17 protein-coding genes and 1 pseudogene are annotated in these 15,611 nt (G+C 32.7%); 9 read left to right on the forward strand and 9 right to left on the reverse strand.

Annotated features, from left to right (window positions below; genetic code table 11):
• The first annotated feature begins 101 nt into the window (after nucleotides 1-101).
• Complete coding sequence (locus FUA22_RS17565; protein WP_147769910.1) at nucleotides 102-716, forward strand: DUF4230 domain-containing protein; 615 nt, start codon at nucleotides 102-104, stop codon at nucleotides 714-716.
• On the opposite strand, the gene FUA22_RS17570 is transcribed toward FUA22_RS17565, so the two are convergent.
• Nucleotides 711-1,016, reverse strand: coding sequence for a rhodanese-like domain-containing protein (locus FUA22_RS17570; protein WP_147769911.1), 306 nt, complete (start codon nucleotides 1,014-1,016; stop codon nucleotides 711-713). The two genes, FUA22_RS17565 and FUA22_RS17570, sit on opposite strands and share 6 nt — an antisense overlap.
• A gap of 100 nt (nucleotides 1,017-1,116) precedes the next feature.
• Between FUA22_RS17570 and FUA22_RS17575 the strand changes: the two genes are divergently transcribed.
• Entirely contained in the window at nucleotides 1,117-2,061 is a 945-nt protein-coding gene (locus tag FUA22_RS17575; protein WP_147769912.1) for a pyridoxal-phosphate dependent enzyme, read from the forward strand.
• A 36-nt stretch (nucleotides 2,062-2,097) separates the two neighbouring features.
• On the forward strand, nucleotides 2,098-2,850 hold the full coding sequence (locus tag FUA22_RS17580) for an enoyl-CoA hydratase/isomerase family protein (protein ID WP_147769913.1): 753 nt from the start codon (nucleotides 2,098-2,100) through the stop codon (nucleotides 2,848-2,850).
• 87 nt (nucleotides 2,851-2,937) lie between these two features.
• On the opposite strand, the gene FUA22_RS17585 is transcribed toward FUA22_RS17580, so the two are convergent.
• Genes FUA22_RS17585 through FUA22_RS17595 form a run of 3 tightly spaced genes read right to left on the reverse strand, consistent with a single transcriptional unit; the run spans nucleotide 2,938 to nucleotide 5,585 of the window.
• A complete protein-coding gene (locus FUA22_RS17585) occupies nucleotides 2,938-3,540 on the reverse strand; it encodes a hypothetical protein (protein ID WP_147769914.1) in 603 nt (200 codons plus the stop codon).
• A gap of 12 nt (nucleotides 3,541-3,552) precedes the next feature.
• Nucleotides 3,553-3,753 carry a hypothetical protein gene (locus tag FUA22_RS17590; protein WP_147769915.1) on the reverse strand — a complete coding sequence of 67 codons (201 nt, stop codon included), beginning with the start codon at nucleotides 3,751-3,753 and terminating at the stop codon, nucleotides 3,553-3,555.
• A gap of 56 nt (nucleotides 3,754-3,809) precedes the next feature.
• Nucleotides 3,810-5,585, reverse strand: a complete 1,776-nt coding sequence (locus tag FUA22_RS17595) for an aromatic amino acid hydroxylase (RefSeq protein WP_147769916.1) — start codon at nucleotides 5,583-5,585, stop codon at nucleotides 3,810-3,812.
• Between the two features lie 149 nt (nucleotides 5,586-5,734).
• Here FUA22_RS17595 and FUA22_RS17600 point away from each other — a divergent pair, with 149 nt between their 5' ends.
• Nucleotides 5,735-6,838 (forward strand): bestrophin family protein, encoded by a 1,104-nt coding sequence (locus FUA22_RS17600; RefSeq protein ID WP_147769917.1) that lies wholly within the window; start codon nucleotides 5,735-5,737, stop codon nucleotides 6,836-6,838.
• Nucleotides 6,839-6,904: 66 nt separating this feature from the next.
• Nucleotides 6,905-7,828 carry a polysaccharide deacetylase family protein gene (locus FUA22_RS17605; RefSeq protein WP_147769918.1) on the forward strand — a complete coding sequence of 308 codons (924 nt, stop codon included), beginning with the start codon at nucleotides 6,905-6,907 and terminating at the stop codon, nucleotides 7,826-7,828.
• 57 nt (nucleotides 7,829-7,885) lie between these two features.
• On the opposite strand, the gene FUA22_RS17610 is transcribed toward FUA22_RS17605, so the two are convergent.
• Nucleotides 7,886-8,446: a DUF4136 domain-containing protein gene (locus tag FUA22_RS17610; RefSeq protein ID WP_147769919.1), complete on the reverse strand. Its 561-nt coding sequence runs from the start codon at nucleotides 8,444-8,446 to the stop codon at nucleotides 7,886-7,888.
• 152 nt (nucleotides 8,447-8,598) lie between these two features.
• Nucleotides 8,599-8,769 carry a DUF5522 domain-containing protein gene (locus FUA22_RS18510; RefSeq protein WP_170309962.1) on the reverse strand — a complete coding sequence of 57 codons (171 nt, stop codon included), beginning with the start codon at nucleotides 8,767-8,769 and terminating at the stop codon, nucleotides 8,599-8,601.
• 50 nt (nucleotides 8,770-8,819) lie between these two features.
• Between FUA22_RS18510 and FUA22_RS18635 the strand changes: the two are divergent.
• The 4 genes and pseudogenes from FUA22_RS18635 (at nucleotide 8,820) to hemL (ending at nucleotide 12,150) form a co-directional block, all read left to right on the forward strand.
• Nucleotides 8,820-9,157, forward strand: a pseudogene (locus tag FUA22_RS18635) (hypothetical protein).
• Entirely contained in the window at nucleotides 9,147-10,061 is a 915-nt protein-coding gene (locus tag FUA22_RS17620) for a 1-aminocyclopropane-1-carboxylate deaminase/D-cysteine desulfhydrase (RefSeq protein ID WP_147769920.1), read from the forward strand. Before FUA22_RS18635 ends, FUA22_RS17620 begins: the two are co-directional and overlap by 11 nt.
• A gap of 1 nt (nucleotide 10,062) precedes the next feature.
• Entirely contained in the window at nucleotides 10,063-10,857 is a 795-nt protein-coding gene (locus FUA22_RS17625) for a glucosaminidase domain-containing protein (RefSeq protein WP_147769921.1), read from the forward strand.
• Nucleotides 10,858-10,863: 6 nt separating this feature from the next.
• Complete coding sequence (hemL, locus tag FUA22_RS17630) at nucleotides 10,864-12,150, forward strand: glutamate-1-semialdehyde 2,1-aminomutase (RefSeq protein ID WP_147769922.1); 1,287 nt, start codon at nucleotides 10,864-10,866, stop codon at nucleotides 12,148-12,150.
• Nucleotides 12,151-12,225: 75 nt separating this feature from the next.
• On the opposite strand, the gene FUA22_RS17635 is transcribed toward hemL, so the two are convergent.
• The 3 genes from FUA22_RS17635 to FUA22_RS17645 all read right to left on the reverse strand — a co-directional run bounded on the left by FUA22_RS17635 (nucleotide 12,226) and on the right by FUA22_RS17645 (nucleotide 15,600).
• A complete protein-coding gene (locus FUA22_RS17635) occupies nucleotides 12,226-12,717 on the reverse strand; it encodes a hypothetical protein (RefSeq protein WP_147769923.1) in 492 nt (163 codons plus the stop codon).
• Between the two features lie 137 nt (nucleotides 12,718-12,854).
• The gene (locus FUA22_RS17640; RefSeq protein ID WP_147769924.1) at nucleotides 12,855-14,090 is read right to left on the reverse strand and encodes a hypothetical protein; all 1,236 of its coding nucleotides are present in this window, start codon (nucleotides 14,088-14,090) and stop codon (nucleotides 12,855-12,857) included.
• Nucleotides 14,091-14,100: 10 nt separating this feature from the next.
• A complete protein-coding gene (locus FUA22_RS17645) occupies nucleotides 14,101-15,600 on the reverse strand; it encodes a hypothetical protein (RefSeq protein ID WP_147769925.1) in 1,500 nt (499 codons plus the stop codon).
• Nucleotides 15,601-15,611: the final 11 nt, after the last annotated feature.

The following is a 15,611-nucleotide window of genomic DNA, read 5'->3' on the forward strand; positions in this document are numbered from 1 at the left end:
ATGCATTAGTTAGACTTTATATGTCGAAGGAAACTGATGTTTTTTTTTGCTCTAAATTCTCTTATTTAATTCAACTAGAAAAAATATTTCTAAATTAGAGCATGCGAAAAATTTTATTTGGAGTTGTTATAACTTTGGTCATTTTATTTACGTTTAAATATTGTAATGACAAAAATGAAGACAGAATAGTGCTTCAAGAAAGCTCAGTACTTATTCAAGAGCAAATTAAAAATGTTGGAAAACTAATAGTAACAGAAGGGCATTTTAGTGAAGTGTTCAATTATAAAAATTCAAAAGAAATTTTTGGTGATTACATTACTTCAGAAAAAAAGGCGCTGGTTGTTGTAAATGCCAGCGTTTCTATTTCTTATGATTTAAGTAAGATTGAATTTAAGGTTGATGAAGTTAATAAAACGCTTCATATTACAAGTGTTCCTAAAGAAGAAATAAGTATTAATCCCGATTTGGAGTATTACGATGTACAATCAGATTTCTTTAATCCGTTTGAAGCCAAAGATTATAATGAAATAAAGATATCTGTTAAGAAGTCATTAGCTAAAAAAATAGAAGCTTCAGATTTAAAAAAGAATGCTAAAAACAGACTTTTAAGTGAACTTTCAAAGTTCTATATCTTAACTAACTCATTTGGTTGGACATTACAATATAATGATACACTAATGAAATCATTAGAATCACTTCAAAGTATAAAACTATAATCTTCTGGATAAACTTTGCCAGCCGCCTCCATTTAAAACTTCAATACCATGAGGTTTTAAAATACTACAAGCGCTGCCAGAACGCATGCCGCTGGCACAACAAGTTATAACCGGTTTTTTAAGCCTTCTTAATTCGTCAATTTTAGAATTTAAAGACTGCAACGGAATGTTTTTTGAGCCTTTAATGGCTCCCTGAGTATATTCTTGAGGTGTTCTTACATCTACAATAATGGCTCCTCTATTTTTAAAATCCTCAATCATCTCTTTTTTATTACCAAATAAATAACTTAGTAGTTTCATTCTTTACTTTTTGGCAAATATCCTCATTAATTTAATAAAGTAATGTAACAAGAGTTACTATCTAATTTTATTATATTCAACTAAAATTTTGAGAATTAAAATGCATCTAATAAATAAGGCTGGTTTGGAGAAGGTTCATAATAGCATCAAACCATTTATACATAGAACGCCTGTGCTAACATCACAATTGTTAAATGAAATTTGTGAGGCAGAGTTATTTTTCAAGTGTGAGAATTTCCAAAAAATGGGTGCCTTTAAAATGCGTGGTGCAACTAGTGCAATTTTAAACTTAACTAAGGAGCAACAAAAAAAAGGAGTTGTAACGCATTCGTCAGGTAATTTTGCACAAGCCTTGTCCTTGGCAGCAAAGAGTTTTGGTGCAAAGGCATATATAGCAATGCCAAAAAATGCGCCTCAGGTTAAAAAAGAGGCTGTTTTAGGTTACGATGGAATTATTACAGAGTGTGAATCTAATGCCGTAGCTAGAGAGAAAGCTGCCAAAGAGATTCAACAGAAAACGGGAGCTACTTTTGTTCATCCTTCAAATGACGATGATGTTATTTATGGACAAGGAACTGCGGCCATTGAGTTATTAGAAGACTATCAGGATTTAGATTATATTTTTACACCTGTGGGAGGTGGCGGATTGTTGGCAGGAACTATTTTAGCTGCCATTAATTTTTCTGAAAAATGTAAGGTAATTGCCGGCGAACCTGCTAATGCAGATGATGCCTATAGATCTTTAATCTCTGGCAAGATTGAACTTAACGAAACAACAAATACTATTGCCGATGGACTTAGAACCAATTTAGGTGATAGAAACTTTCCGATTATAAAGGAATATGTAGAACGAATTGTGCTTGTTGAAGAAGATGAGATAATTGAAGCAATGAAGTTAATTTGGGAGCGTATGAAGATTATTGTTGAGCCATCAAGTGCAGTGGCTTTTGCGGCACTTATAAAACACAAAAACAATATAAAAGGTAAAAAAATTGGATTGATACTTTCCGGTGGAAACATTGATGTTTCTAATTTACCTTTTTAATTAAAAATCTTACTAAATATATTGTAATTTGCAATCATGGAAGAAGCATATGTTAAGCTAACAATAGAAAATAAAATTGGGTTTATAGAATTTTTTCACCCTAACAGAAACTCCATGCCAAGTGATGTTTTGTTAGAGCTTGAGCAGATAATTACTACTGCAGGGAATAATGATGACATTAAAGTTATTGTTCTTAAAAGCGGTGGAGATAGAACCTTTTGCGCAGGTGCCAGTTTTAATGAGTTAATTGCTATTGAAAATGCTGAGACAGGTAAACATTTCTTCTCAGGTTTTGCAAATGTTATAAACGCAATGCGTAAATGCCCTAAACTAATTATTGGAAGAATTCAAGGAAAAGCAGTTGGCGGTGGCGTAGGTTTAGCAGCAGCAGCAGATTATTGTTTTGCTACGCAATATGCATCAGTGAAATTAAGTGAGTTGAGTATTGGTATAGGTCCGTTTGTAATTGAGCCGGTAGTTTCAAGGAAAATAGGAAAAATAGCAATGTCCCAAATGACTATTGATGCTGAAACCTTTTATTCGGCAGATTGGGCAAAAGAAAAAGGTTTGTATTCTGAAGTTTTTGAGTCGACTGAGGAGTTAGACCAAGCTCTAAATGCTTTGGCTGGAAAATTAACCTCATATAATCCAGAAGCTCTAAAAGAAATGAAGAAAGTCTTTTGGCAAGAAACTGACCATTGGGATGCCTTGTTACATGATAGAGCGCGCATTAGCGGCAAATTGGTTTTAAGTAATTTTACTAAAGACGTTTTAAAAAAGTATAGGTAACCAAAGTTTTATAAAATAATAATGCTCAAGTATTTGTAATCACTATACTTGAGCTATATTATTGAGTTAATTGTAAAGTGATTTTCATTAATCTTCGTCTTTAACGGTAATATCTTTTAATACTTTTTTTTCCTTTTTAGTTTTCTCTTTTTGTTTTTTAATTTTTTCTTCTAGCTCGTCAAGTTTTTTCTCCGCTTTACCAACTTTATCTTCTTTTTCCCTAGCTTCTTCATCAGTGATTTCTTTGGCTTTCTTTTGTTTTTCTAAACGTTCCTTGGCTTTTTTAACACGTTCTCTTCCTTCATTAAGTGTTTTTTCGCTAATGTTAATGTTTTCTTGCTTTTCTTCAATTTTTTCTAGAGCTTCTTGAGAACGTAATTTCCCAAATTCTTTACCGCTTAAGTCACCTTTATTTCTTCCGTAAGCATTGCCATCTCCTTTAAACTCCTTTTTTGCTTTTATCTCTTTCTCAACTTTTTCTCCTTTTTGTTTGTGTTCTTTTTTAATTTTATTAGACTCTTTTTCTGCCTTTTCCTTCGCTTCTTTACCTTTTTGCTTTACTTCTTCTGATTTTTTTTGTTGAGATTTCTCTAATTTTTTCTCCTTGCCTTTTCCTTGAGCATATATTTGGGGAGAACCTAGTAGGGTTAGTAGGAAGATTACTGAAAATAATAATTTAATAGTTTTCATAGTCTATGTTTTTTAAATACTGTCAATTTCTTTTAGGTTGTCTTCAACCTGTTTGGTGATATCTTTTAATTCTTCAATATCTTTAGAAATGTTTTGTTCTAAAGAATCAATTTTTTGAATGGTTTGTTCCATTTTTTTCTCTTCTTCTTTCTTTTTGTCTGTACAAGAGGAAAATAAAAATAGTACTAATACTAAGGAATAAATTGTTTTCATAATTTAAATTTAAGTTAGTCTCTTCTTTAAGACCCACATGTTATTTAAATGTCACATTATTGTTTAACGGAATCTGTGAAATTTTCCTTTTGAAGAAATATATTTAAGCCATCATCTATCAAATTGCCAACTTCAGGTCTATTTTGTTTAATGACTTCTAAATGATTTATAAGCTGCTTGCTTAATTTGATTTCACTTCCTTTAAAAGCCAACTCATAAAGCTCAATTGGTAGTAACCAATCATTAGGATGGTTTTCTATAAGTTCTTCCAGAACCTTGGTTCTAGAAATAGTTCTGTTTTTGCCTTCTCTGTAATCACGTACTTGTTGATAGAGTTCTTCTAGCCTTAACAGTTCATTAGATTTTTTTATATGGATGGTTTTTTCAGAAGGAACATGTGTGATTAAATCAAAACTATTTAAATCTGCTGGACCCGAAAATGCAGAAACAATTTCTTTTCCAACAGCCATATCATAAATGCCCCATTCAGGTTTAAATAATGCCGATTTCTGATAAGTAACCGTACAATTTTTAAAACTAATTAAAATGATTTTCCCTTGTAGGTTGCGTTTTCCTGTGATAATTTCTCCCGAAACTTTAATGCCACCTTCAAATTCAAGAGTTACAGTTTGCTCTTCATAAATGTTATATGCTGCTAAATCACGCGGACTCATATCTTCAATGGCTAAATTGATGCCTTTTAATTTGCCAAGAGGAGACCCGAAACCTCTTGAGTGCGTTTCAATGCCATGACCTACCAATTCTTTTTCTCTATATGCTAGTGCGGAGGCACCGGTAGCCTGAATATAAATAGGCTTGTTTACGTCTTCTACAACATCGGTAAAAACACCTGAAATTTGAATTCCAGTACTTAACTCAATAGTTCCTAAAGCCTCAGATTGAATGAGTTTATTAACTCCCGAAAGGCCTCCTTTTCTAACGGAAATAGTATTTGCAAATTCTTCTAAAATCAAACTTAAATGCGCAAAATCTGGTGTTACATAAAGCTGAGGTTGTGGTTTGGTAATATCAAAATCTTTATATGCAGCTTCAATAGTGTAAGGTAATTTTTCAACCGCATCTGTCATGCACAAAGCACTTTCTCCAATAGATGATAGCAAGCCGGCACCGTAAATTTTGGGATTATCAACAGTTCCTATAAGCCCGTATTCAACAGTCCACCAGTGCAAATTTCTAATAAGTGCCATTTCACTAGGTTCACCCATATTTTGTTGCAGCGCTTCAATCTTTTTTTCTGCTAATACAATATCTTCTTTTGGGGTATTGGGTGCTTCTTTTATAATGGATAGATGTCTTACTGCTTCATACAACTCATAATCTTTTGCAGAAGAAATAGCTTTACATCCTATTTCTCCAAATCGTCTTAAATATTCTGCATATTCTGGGTTTGCAATAATAGGAGCGTGTCCAGCACCTTCATGAATGATATCCGGTGCAGGGGTATATTCAATGTGTTCCAATTGACGAATATCGCTGGCAATAACCAAAACATTGTATGCCTGAAACTCCATAAAGGCATTAGGAGGAATAAAACCATCAACCGCTACTGCTGCCCAACCTATATCTTTCAAAATACGGTTCATGCCGTACATATTAGGAATCCTATCAACCGAAATTCCAGTTTGTTTCAATCCTTTCAAATAAGATTCATGGGCCACAGTGCTCAAGAAGTTTACATTTTTACGCATAACATACCTCCAAACGGCCTGATCAATAGCTGAATAATCCTCATAATTTTGAGGTTTCATAAACTGCTTTAAGTGCTTAGGGAGTTTATTTAGAATAGGGTTTGTTTCTATTAAATCTTTCATGATATATAATGGAAGGTTGAATGAGTTAAAAATACGAAATTCTTATAAAATCAAGTATATTTTAAAATATTTTAACTAAAACAAACAAATTAATGATTTTTATTCAAACGAATGGTTTTTGGTATATTTATAATTCCTTATAAGAAAATATGTATACCAAACGAATATTTCCAATAAAAGGCGTTTTAATTTGGACTCGTCGCCACATAATTTTATTTATTGTTTTAGGTTTCATTCCTGTTATTCTTTTTGATGTTTTAGAACTAAAATGGTTGCACTTGCCTTGGTTGCCCTTAGGAGTTCTGGGTACAGCTGTAGCATTCATTGTTAGTTTTAAAAATAATGCATCTTATGACCGATTATGGGAAGCAAGAAAAATTTGGGGTGGTATTGTAAATGCCTCACGTTCGTGGACCATCATGGTAAAAGATTTTATAACCAATGATCATTCAACAAAGTCTAAAAGTTCTGAAGAATTACAAGTGATTAAACGCGAATTGGTGCATAGACATGTGGCTTGGTTAAATGCCTTGAGGTATCAGCTAAGACAGGACAAACCTTGGGAAATGCATTTAAAATCTCAACGCTCAAATAAAGAGTTTAGAGCAAAAAATTATCGTATTTGTGAGGACGTTGAGCCCATTGAAGGAGCTGTTAAGCCATATATTTCGGAAGAAGAGTTTAATGAAATATTTGCTAAAGGTAATCAAGCCTCTCAATTGTTGGGTATTCAGTCTAGGCGTTTGAAGGAGTTAATGGATCAAGGGCATATTGAAGATTTCCGTCATATGGAGATGATGAATATGCTAGTAGAGTTTTACACATTACAGGGTAAGAGCGAACGTATTAAAAACTTCCCGTATCCAAGGCAATTTGCTACTTTGAATTATATGTTTGTTTGGATATTTATTTTGCTCATTCCCTATGGTATCATGGAAGAGTTTGATGCTTTTGGAGCTAAAATTTTAGAACACCTAAGTACGCATACAGACCAAGCATCGTTCATTCATCAAACACAAGTGGCGATTGCAAAACATTTTGTTTGGTTTTCAGTGCCATTTAGTGCACTAATATCTTGGGTGTTTCATACTATGGAAGCCATTGGTGAAAATTCAGAGAATCCTTTTGAAGGAGGGCCAAATGATGTTCCTATTACTGATATGAGTAGAGGTATTGAAATAGATATCAGACAACTTATTGATGACACAGACATACCAGAACCATACATTTGGGAAAATGATATTGTAATGTAACTTCGTCAATCAATAAACTGTAATTAGTGTACAAAGTCATTTTATTAAAAAACCAATTTAGATCTAATGGGATATAGAAGAATAGGCATCATAATAATTTTACAATTTCTTTTAATAATAGGGGCTTGGGATAGTTTCTCTCAGCAAAATTTGGCTGAAAAATTAGGGTATCCAAGAAATTCAAAAATGTTAATTATTCATGCCGATGATTTAGGTGTTTCCCATTCTGAGAATATGGCTTCATTTGAGGCTATTGAAAATGGATTTGTCAATTCAGCCAGTGTGATGATGCCAACGCCTTGGGTTTTAGAGGCGGTTGAATATGTGAAAAAGAACCCTAGTACTCATGATTTTGGATTGCATCTGGTGCTAACTTCAGAATGGAAAAATTATAGATGGGGTCCAGTATCTTCAATTAATGAAGTTCCAAGTTTAATAAATAAACACGGCTATTTTCATAATGCATGTTCGCCGTCTGTTAAACCAGAAGATGTAGAGCAAGAACTAAGAGCTCAAATTGATAGGGCATATGCCATGGGATTAAATCCAACACATTTAGATAGTCACATGGGATGCGTGTTTTTTATTAGCACTGAAGTTTTAGAAGTTTACCTAAGTATGGGGCAACAATATAATTTACCTGTTCTCGTTGGTTCGCGTATTCCAAAGGCTTTAATTATTAAATATGATGTAAAAGTTATTGTAGATGAAATACTGGGGATGTCTGAAGACGAATATAACAATGGCCCTAGCGCTTATTATGTAAATGCTCTGAAATCTTTAAAACCGGGATTATCTACTATATTAATTCATCCGGCATATAACAATGAAGAAATGAAGGGAATGACGGTGGACCATCCAGATTGGGGAAGTGAATGGAGACAAAAAGACTTTGATTTTTTTATGAGTGATACTTGTAAGAAATTATTAGAGGAAGAGAAGATTGTTTTGGTGACGTGGAGGGAAATTAAAGAAGCTTTATATGATTAAAATGGTTTTAAAACTTAAACAAAAAAAAGCGACCAATTGGTCGCTTTTTTAATCTTTTTATTGTTGAGCTCCAGGAGGATATTTTTCCATGATTTTGGTAACAAACTCTTTTATGCGCTCTTCTTTTTTCTCCATATTTCGGCTTAAATAACCGGTTCCCATGCCTTGCCAAACCAATTCTTTCTTTTTAGCATCAACTAGGTCTACAAATAAAGTGCCTTGTGTGCTTGTGCTTACTGAAGGCTGATTCCAACCCCAACCCCATCCGGGACCCCAACCGGGACCCCATCCGCCCCAACCCCAGGCACCAGTGCCCCAAGTGTTGTTGTAAACATCTACACGCTGATTTGATTTTGTAAATATACTAACTAATAAATCTGGCTTTTCAGATTTTGTATATCCTTTAGTTAATAATTCTGCTTCAATGGCTCTAAGAATTCTCCGTTTATCTAAATCGCTTATTTCGGCTTTATCAATTCCTGTTTTGAAAAACGCAAAGGTTTTGTACTCTCCAAAACTTGCTTTTTTATCATAGTCTGCCGCTACCTTAACAGAGGAACAAGATGTAACCACAAACAACACAGCTAATAGTGGTAATGCTCTAAATAATGTTTTCATAATGCAAAATTTTTAATGGTTATAGTAAATTTAATAAACTATTATCAACTGTGTTAGGTATTCAGCTTTTTTAACAAATAAGCTTTACGAGCAAATAATGATTATTCGGTTTATATAATTGTATCAAGAATCATACCAAGAGTAAGACCTGGTTAATTCCCTTTTCTAATAGAGTTGGTGGTCTTATCATAACCGTATGGGCAATGTCTGCAACCGCTTTCACAACAATATCCGCGTTTTAAATGATACTGTTCAGTAAAACATCTATAACCTTCCGGTGTTAAGTAGTAATCACCTTCTTCAATAGGAATTATTTTTTTCATCTGGGACAAATATAACCTAATTTGGATTGATTTTTGAATGAGACATAATGATGGTTTTTGTTTCAAAATATTTAATTCCTAAAGGGTATTCCGGTATCACTTTATTTCCTTTGATAATTTTAAGTTCGAAGAAATTAATTTCTAATTTAACCTTAGTTAACCATGAGAAAATTCATTTAAGACAACAGTTAGAACTTTAATAATTCTGTTTTATCTTTTTTATAGTATCGAATTTTTAGTAAGATTAGTTCAGTTTAGAAGTTGGAATTTAGCCTATAGAAATATTTCTTTTGAAAGAGAAGCATATAGGAATGAAGGTGAGTTAGATTATCTAAATAATCGTCCATTTTGGGCTTTTTTGAATTATCTTTGCAAAAGTGAATTTTAAGCTTGAAAATAGTATCAATCAACCCATTTTATTACCTAAAAGTTTAGGTGTTGATTTGTTTATTAAAAGAGAGGATGAAATTCATCCATTTGTCTCCGGGAATAAATATAGAAAGTTAAAATACAATCTTTTAAAAGCGAAATCTTCTGGATTTGAAACCCTTTTGACTTTTGGAGGGGCTTTCTCAAATCATATTGCGGCTGCGGCCTATGCTGGGAAAATATATGGTTTTAAAACCATAGGAGTAATTAGAGGAGAGGAGTTAAAGGGAAAGATTGAAGAAAATGAAACTTTGCGCTTTGCAAAATCAAACGGAATGCAGTTTGAGTTTGTTTCTAGGGAAGTATATCGAAATAAAAATGAAGCTGATTTTCAGAGAAACTTAAAAGAGTTTTTTGGAGATTTTTATTTAGTTCCAGAAGGTGGTACTAATGAGTTAGCTGTTAAAGGTTGCGAAGAAATTCTAAGTGAAACTGATAAAGATTTTGATTATGTGTGTTCTGCGGTTGGAACAGGAGGTACGCTTTCAGGATTGATTAATTGTTCAAAACCTGGTCAACAAGTTTTAGGTTTTCCTGCCTTAAAAGGCGACTTTTTAAAAGAGGATATTAGTAAATTTGTTACTAAATCCAATTGGGATTTAGTCACCGATTATCATTTTGGAGGTTATGCCAAAATAAACAATGATTTAGTAGCGTTTATTAATAAGTTTAAGTCTGATAATGAAATCCCTCTAGATCCAGTATATACTGGTAAAATGATGTTTGGGATTTTCGATTTAATTAAAAAAGGATTTTTTAAAAAGGGTACAAAAATTTTGGCAATTCATACGGGTGGTTTACAAGGGATTGATGGAATGAATTCTATTTTAACCAAAAAGAATATGCCAATAATTGAAAAATAGAATGAAGAAAGTATTACTTATTATTTGTTTAGGTTGTTTTTTGTTTAGTTGTAAAACAAGAAAAACCGTGGTTACTAAGCCTGATAAACCTAAAACAGAAGAGGTGGCTGTAAAAGAGGATAAGCCCATAGAGGTTGTTAAACCCAAAAAGGTTTATGCAAATGATACCGAAAAATACATTGATACCTACAAGGCTATCGCGCAAAGCGAAATGAAACTTTATAACATACCGGCAAGTATAACATTGGCTCAAGGTATTTTGGAGTCTGGTTCAGGAAACGGTAGATTATCGGTGAAGGCAAATAATCATTTCGGAATTAAATGTCATAGTTGGACTGGGGCAAAAATCTATCATGATGATGATAAGAAAGGGGAGTGTTTCAGGAAATATAAAGATGCAAAATATTCGTTTAGGGACCACTCCTTGTTTTTGACAGATAGAAAAAGATACGCCGGTTTATTTAAGCACAAAAAGAGTGATTATAAAGCTTGGGCAAAAGGCCTGAAAGCTGCCGGTTATGCCACAGATAGAAAGTATCCGCAAAAGCTAATCTCTTTGATAGAACGCTACAAGTTGCATGAATATGACAAGGAGGTTTTAGGAGATGACTATAAAAAAGTTGAGTATATAGAGGGAAAGCCTGCTACTTATACGGTGGTTAAAGGAGACACTTTGTATTCCATTTCAAGAAAATATAAAATTACAGTAAAAGAACTTCAAAATTTGAATGGTTTAAGTGATACTGCTCTTAGTATTGGGCAGCAATTGCAAATAGAACCAACAGTAGAAAACTAATTTTTAATGATTTATAAAAGAAGTAGTGCTTTGTTTGCTGAAGCAGAAAAAGTAATTCCAGGTGGTGTAAATTCACCTGTACGTGCATTTAAAGGAGTTGGTGGTACACCCATTTTTGTTAAAGAAGCCAAAGGTGCTTATTTGTATGATGAAGATGGTAATCGATTAGTTGATTACATTAATTCTTGGGGACCTATGATTTTAGGGCATGCTTATAAACCAGTTGTTGATGCGGTGGTTGAAAAGGCTCAAAAAGGAACTTCATTTGGGATGCCAACGGAGATTGAAACTAAAATTGCTGAATTAGCAGTTTCAATGGTGCCAAATATTGATAAAATTAGATTTGTAAACTCAGGGACTGAGGCTTGTATGAGTGCTGTTAGGTTAGCACGTGGTTATACAGGAAAAGACAAGGTTATAAAATTTGCTGGTTGCTATCATGGTCATAGTGATTCGTTTTTGATTCAAGCCGGTAGTGGTGCAAGCACCTTTGGAACGCCCAATAGTCCTGGAGTAACTCAAGGTACAGCTAAAGATACATTATTGGCTAAATACAATGATATTGATAATGTTAATGCTCTTATTGAGTCTAATAAAGGAGAAATTGCTTGTATTATCATAGAACCGGTAGCAGGTAATATGGGGTGTATTCCACCTAAAGATGGATTTTTACAAGCTTTAAGAGAAGTCTGTAACGCTAATAATATTCTATTGGTATTTGATGAAGTAATGACCGGATTTAGATTGTCCAAAGGAGGCGCGCAAGAGCTTTTTAATGTGAAAGCAGATATTGTATGTTTTGGGAAAGTGATTGGAGGAGGTTTGCCCGTGGGAGCCTTTGCTGCTAGAAATGAAATTATGAATCATTTGGCTCCATTAGGCCCTGTATATCAGGCAGGAACTTTAAGTGGGAATCCGTTAGCTATGGCAGCAGGTTTAGCTATGTTAAAGGAATTAAATAATGATGGAGATATTTTTACAAGATTGGAGGAAAAGACTAAATATTTACATGAAGGTATTAGCAAAGTTTTAGTAGTAAATGATGTGACTCATACAATTAATAGAGTTGGTTCTATGATTTCGGTTCATTTTGATGAAGGAGCTGTTACAGATTTTGATTCTTCAGCATATGGGAATAACGATACCTTTAAAAAGTTTTTCCACGGATTATTAAATGAAGGGGTTTATATTGCTCCAAGTGCTTTTGAAACATGGTTTATTACAGATGCTTTATCGTATAAAGATTTAGACTTTACTATTGAAGCTATAGATAAGGTTTCAAAAACTTTATAAAATCAAAAAAGGCAATTCAAAATATTGAATTGCCTTTTTAATTAACAAACTATAATCAATCAACAAACTAAATTTTTATTCTGTTTTATTATTCTGCATTTTCTTTTGATGCATTTTTTTCTTCATTTCACCTTTCTTTTCTTTAGCTCGGTGAGCCATTCGCGCTTGCGCTTTTCCCCATTTAGCGTATTGCTCTTCATTTAAAATCTTCTTCATTTTTGCTTTCATAGCAATTTGGTGATCGAGTCTAGCATTGGCCATTTTCACACGCTGTTCTTGTGTTGGTTTTTGCAATTCACCTTTTTCTTTTTTAGCTTTTCTCTCTTCCATCTTCGCTTTTCGTGCTTCAGCATTCGCTAATAAAATTGCTTTAACTTCGGCTTGTTGCTTTTCGTTTAAATCTAAATGTAAAGTCATTTTTTTAGATTGTAAAGTAGCAGCTTCTTCTGGTGAAAGGTTCATCATTTGTTTCCCTCTTTCTCCGCGGTTAGGTCTTTCTTTTTTTTCGCCTTGAGCAAAAGCTTGAATTGAAATAAAAGCTAGTGCAATTAATACTAATTTTCTCATTCTATTTTTAATTTAAGTTTTAAAGTATAAGTGCTTCTATGACTAGAGTAAAATGAAAAAGTTTAAAAGGCTTTAAGATTTTAACTTGAAATTAACAGATGATTGAGTTTGGGATTTAAGTGTGGATTACACCTATACTATTGTAAGAATGGCACTTTTAAGTTAATGCCTGTTTGGAAATCTGGAGCGTTATTAACTTCAAAATCTTGTTTTATAAAAAGAGATAGTTTGTAGCTTTTACGACCATAAGTATAAACAAGAGATGATGTAGATAGCATATTGTAAAGAGTTCTTACTCCGTGATGCCATCCACCTTTTATTTCTTGCCATTTACCTCTTAGATGGTAATAGTCTTTCTCTTCTTTTTTGTTATATGGGGTTTGCATTTGGTAGTTAATGCCAAATGAATGATAATTTCCTGCCTTTGTGAACTTGGTGATTTCAAGGTTGCTTTCAAAAGTTCCTAAATAGGGGTTGTTTCCAAAATCAATGGCATTATCTTTAAACTTGATTAGGTTTTTATGCAGCACGTTTGCTCCTAAAGCAACGTTAAGCTGATATTTATTTTTTAGTTGGATCTGTTTTACTGCATTGGCAGAAATGCCAAAATCTAATGAAGAATTAAACTTTGAAGTGTTAATTCCTAAATGACTTCCAAAATTTACGTAGATATTTCTGGTTTCATTTATTGAAAGTTTAGGGTAGTAATAATGTGAAAACTCAATACCACCAATGAAGAAATCATTGTTGTCTAATTTAAGAGTATTTCCATTTCTGTCTAAATATTCAAAATTGACTTGATTTAAACCATAGTAGCGTCGCCCAAAAGGGTCTTCGCCACCAGCAATATTACTATGAAACCATTCAATAGATTCATCACTTGTAAAAATTGAAAACGGATGCTTTCCTTTGGTAATTAGATAAGATCTAAGGTTAATTACTAGTTCTTGTTGTTTAGCTATAGGGAAGTTTGTGGTTAGTCTAAATTCTTTAATAACTGCATCAATTACAATATTCATGTATTCTGCAGGTGTGGTTTCTTGGTCTATAAAGTTAAAATTGCGGTGATACCAAATAGTATTTTTAAACTGTTCTTGTATTTCAGGGTTTTTGGGAAAATATCCTTCAACAAAAGGATGGAAGTTATTACCACTTGTATAATTTAAGGATAAGTTTTTTTTGTTATCAGGCCTTAATTTAAAATTGGTATTAAGTCTAGAGTTGAAAATACCAAAGTGATGTGTTGTTAAAAGCGACGGATTGTCAATTCCATTTTTTATAGATAAACTATCTTGGGCTTGTGCAAATAAAAAAGTTGCGTAAATAAGACAAATAAGTAGGGTAACTTTTTTTAACATTGGGTAAAAGTACATGATTTTTAAGTTAGTTTTCTTGAATAATTTCTAAGGTGGTTTTATAAATGGGTTGTTTGGTCATTTTACTTTTTAACCATGCATAAAAACTCATTACAAAAATATCTTCACGTTCTGCACTTACCCATTCAAAGGAGTTTTTTACAGTAGCTTTAAAAGAGTCAGAAGTAACTTCTTCAGGGGTTTTGTAAAACTGTTTTACAAGTTCAATAAAAGTGATGGCTCTATTTTGATTGGAGGCCTTTAGGTGCTTGTTATAATGTCTTTGAAAACTTAGTAATCTAGATTCAACTAAATCAATATTTCCGAGTTCTATATGAAGCAAAATTTCGGTTAGGTTCTTTTTTAAAACCCAATCTATTCCAGCTTTTTCAATATACCATTTATCAGTATGATAGAATTTTGAAAATATATGAAGTGCTTTTTTAAATTCACGTTTTTGGAAGTAGAACATTATTAAGCTTAAATGAATGTCTAAAAGAGATTCTAAATCGGAATGCTTTATTTTGATTAAAGGCTCAAGTGTTTTTATGGCTTCTTCCTGTTTGTTAGTAAAGTTTAAGTTTAAAGATAAAACTAGATGATGCTTTAGTTTAAATGTGTTGTAGTAATTTTTTTTATGAAGTAGCATTTCGTCATACATCAGATTTAAGTAATGTAACGATTTATCAAATTTCTTATTCCTAAAAAATGTATTGGCAATCATGTATAAAATTTGAATATGATAAAATGGTTGTTTCTCCTCTCTTTTGTAAGATATGATGGATTTGTAAGTGCTAATTAAAAAAGGTTCTACTTTTAAATAATCGTTTGTCGCAAATGCCGAAAAGCTAACAATACTCATTAGTTGATATAATGATTTAAAAGACATACTTTCATCTATGTTGATGTTGTATTCTTGAAACAAATCATTTAGAATAGTTTGAAAGTCAATTATTTCTCCTTTGTAGGTAATGGCATTCAGAGTGTGTTTAACTTTTGCATAAATAATGTTAAGGGTGTCTTCCAGTTGATGTTTTTTCTTGTTTTTGTTGAACTTGGTGATAAGTTCATTTAAATCAATAGTGGGCAAGAAGTCTGAATATTGAATTTGTGTACTATAAATCTCGTTAAGTAAGGCGAATAAATGGTGTTCTTTAGCTATGATTTCGGCTTTATTCAAAACCTTATAAGCAGGTTTGTATTGTTTTTGCTGTAAAAAGAACCGAGAAGCTAAAATGTATTTTATAATGTTGTTTTCAATAGAGCTTTCTTCTTCTAAGCTATTATTTGCAGTATAATGAATAATAGATTGGTACAAGCGCTTTCTTAAAGCATGGTAGGCGTTTTTTTTGTCTGCTCCATAGAGTCGTATACAAACTTCTTTCGAATCTAATTTATTATCAGATAAATGTTTAAACAGAGCAATGTTTTTAACGTCTTTCCGCTTGTTGTTTTTTTCAAGATGGTTTAAAAAACGTTGCTTGTCTTCAGTAGAAAAGCTTGAAATTATGGTATTTAAATTATTCATTAAGTCGTCAG

The sequence above is a fragment of the Seonamhaeicola maritimus genome (assembly GCF_008056315.1).
GTDB classification, from domain to species: domain Bacteria; phylum Bacteroidota; class Bacteroidia; order Flavobacteriales; family Flavobacteriaceae; genus Seonamhaeicola; species Seonamhaeicola maritimus.

Coding starts and splice junctions, on each gene's coding strand:
- FUA22_RS17635 (WP_147769923.1), bottom strand. CDS start 12,717: ATGAGAAAATTAGTATTAATTGCACTAGCTTTTATTTCAATTCAAGCT.
- FUA22_RS17580 (WP_147769913.1), top strand. CDS start 2,098: ATGGAAGAAGCATATGTTAAGCTAACAATAGAAAATAAAATTGGGTTT.
- FUA22_RS17595 (WP_147769916.1), bottom strand. CDS start 5,585: ATGAAAGATTTAATAGAAACAAACCCTATTCTAAATAAACTCCCTAAG.
- FUA22_RS17610 (WP_147769919.1), bottom strand. CDS start 8,446: ATGAAAACATTATTTAGAGCATTACCACTATTAGCTGTGTTGTTTGTG.
- FUA22_RS17590 (WP_147769915.1), bottom strand. CDS start 3,753: ATGAAAACAATTTATTCCTTAGTATTAGTACTATTTTTATTTTCCTCT.
- FUA22_RS17600 (WP_147769917.1), top strand. CDS start 5,735: ATGTATACCAAACGAATATTTCCAATAAAAGGCGTTTTAATTTGGACT.
- FUA22_RS17625 (WP_147769921.1), top strand. CDS start 10,063: ATGAAGAAAGTATTACTTATTATTTGTTTAGGTTGTTTTTTGTTTAGT.
- FUA22_RS18510 (WP_170309962.1), bottom strand. CDS start 8,769: ATGAAAAAAATAATTCCTATTGAAGAAGGTGATTACTACTTAACACCG.
- FUA22_RS17570 (WP_147769911.1), bottom strand. CDS start 1,016: ATGAAACTACTAAGTTATTTATTTGGTAATAAAAAAGAGATGATTGAG.
- FUA22_RS17575 (WP_147769912.1), top strand. CDS start 1,117: ATGCATCTAATAAATAAGGCTGGTTTGGAGAAGGTTCATAATAGCATC.
- FUA22_RS17585 (WP_147769914.1), bottom strand. CDS start 3,540: ATGAAAACTATTAAATTATTATTTTCAGTAATCTTCCTACTAACCCTA.
- FUA22_RS17605 (WP_147769918.1), top strand. CDS start 6,905: ATGGGATATAGAAGAATAGGCATCATAATAATTTTACAATTTCTTTTA.
- FUA22_RS17645 (WP_147769925.1), bottom strand. CDS start 15,600: ATGAATAATTTAAATACCATAATTTCAAGCTTTTCTACTGAAGACAAG.
- FUA22_RS17640 (WP_147769924.1), bottom strand. CDS start 14,090: ATGTACTTTTACCCAATGTTAAAAAAAGTTACCCTACTTATTTGTCTT.
- hemL (WP_147769922.1), top strand. CDS start 10,864: ATGATTTATAAAAGAAGTAGTGCTTTGTTTGCTGAAGCAGAAAAAGTA.
- FUA22_RS17565 (WP_147769910.1), top strand. CDS start 102: ATGCGAAAAATTTTATTTGGAGTTGTTATAACTTTGGTCATTTTATTT.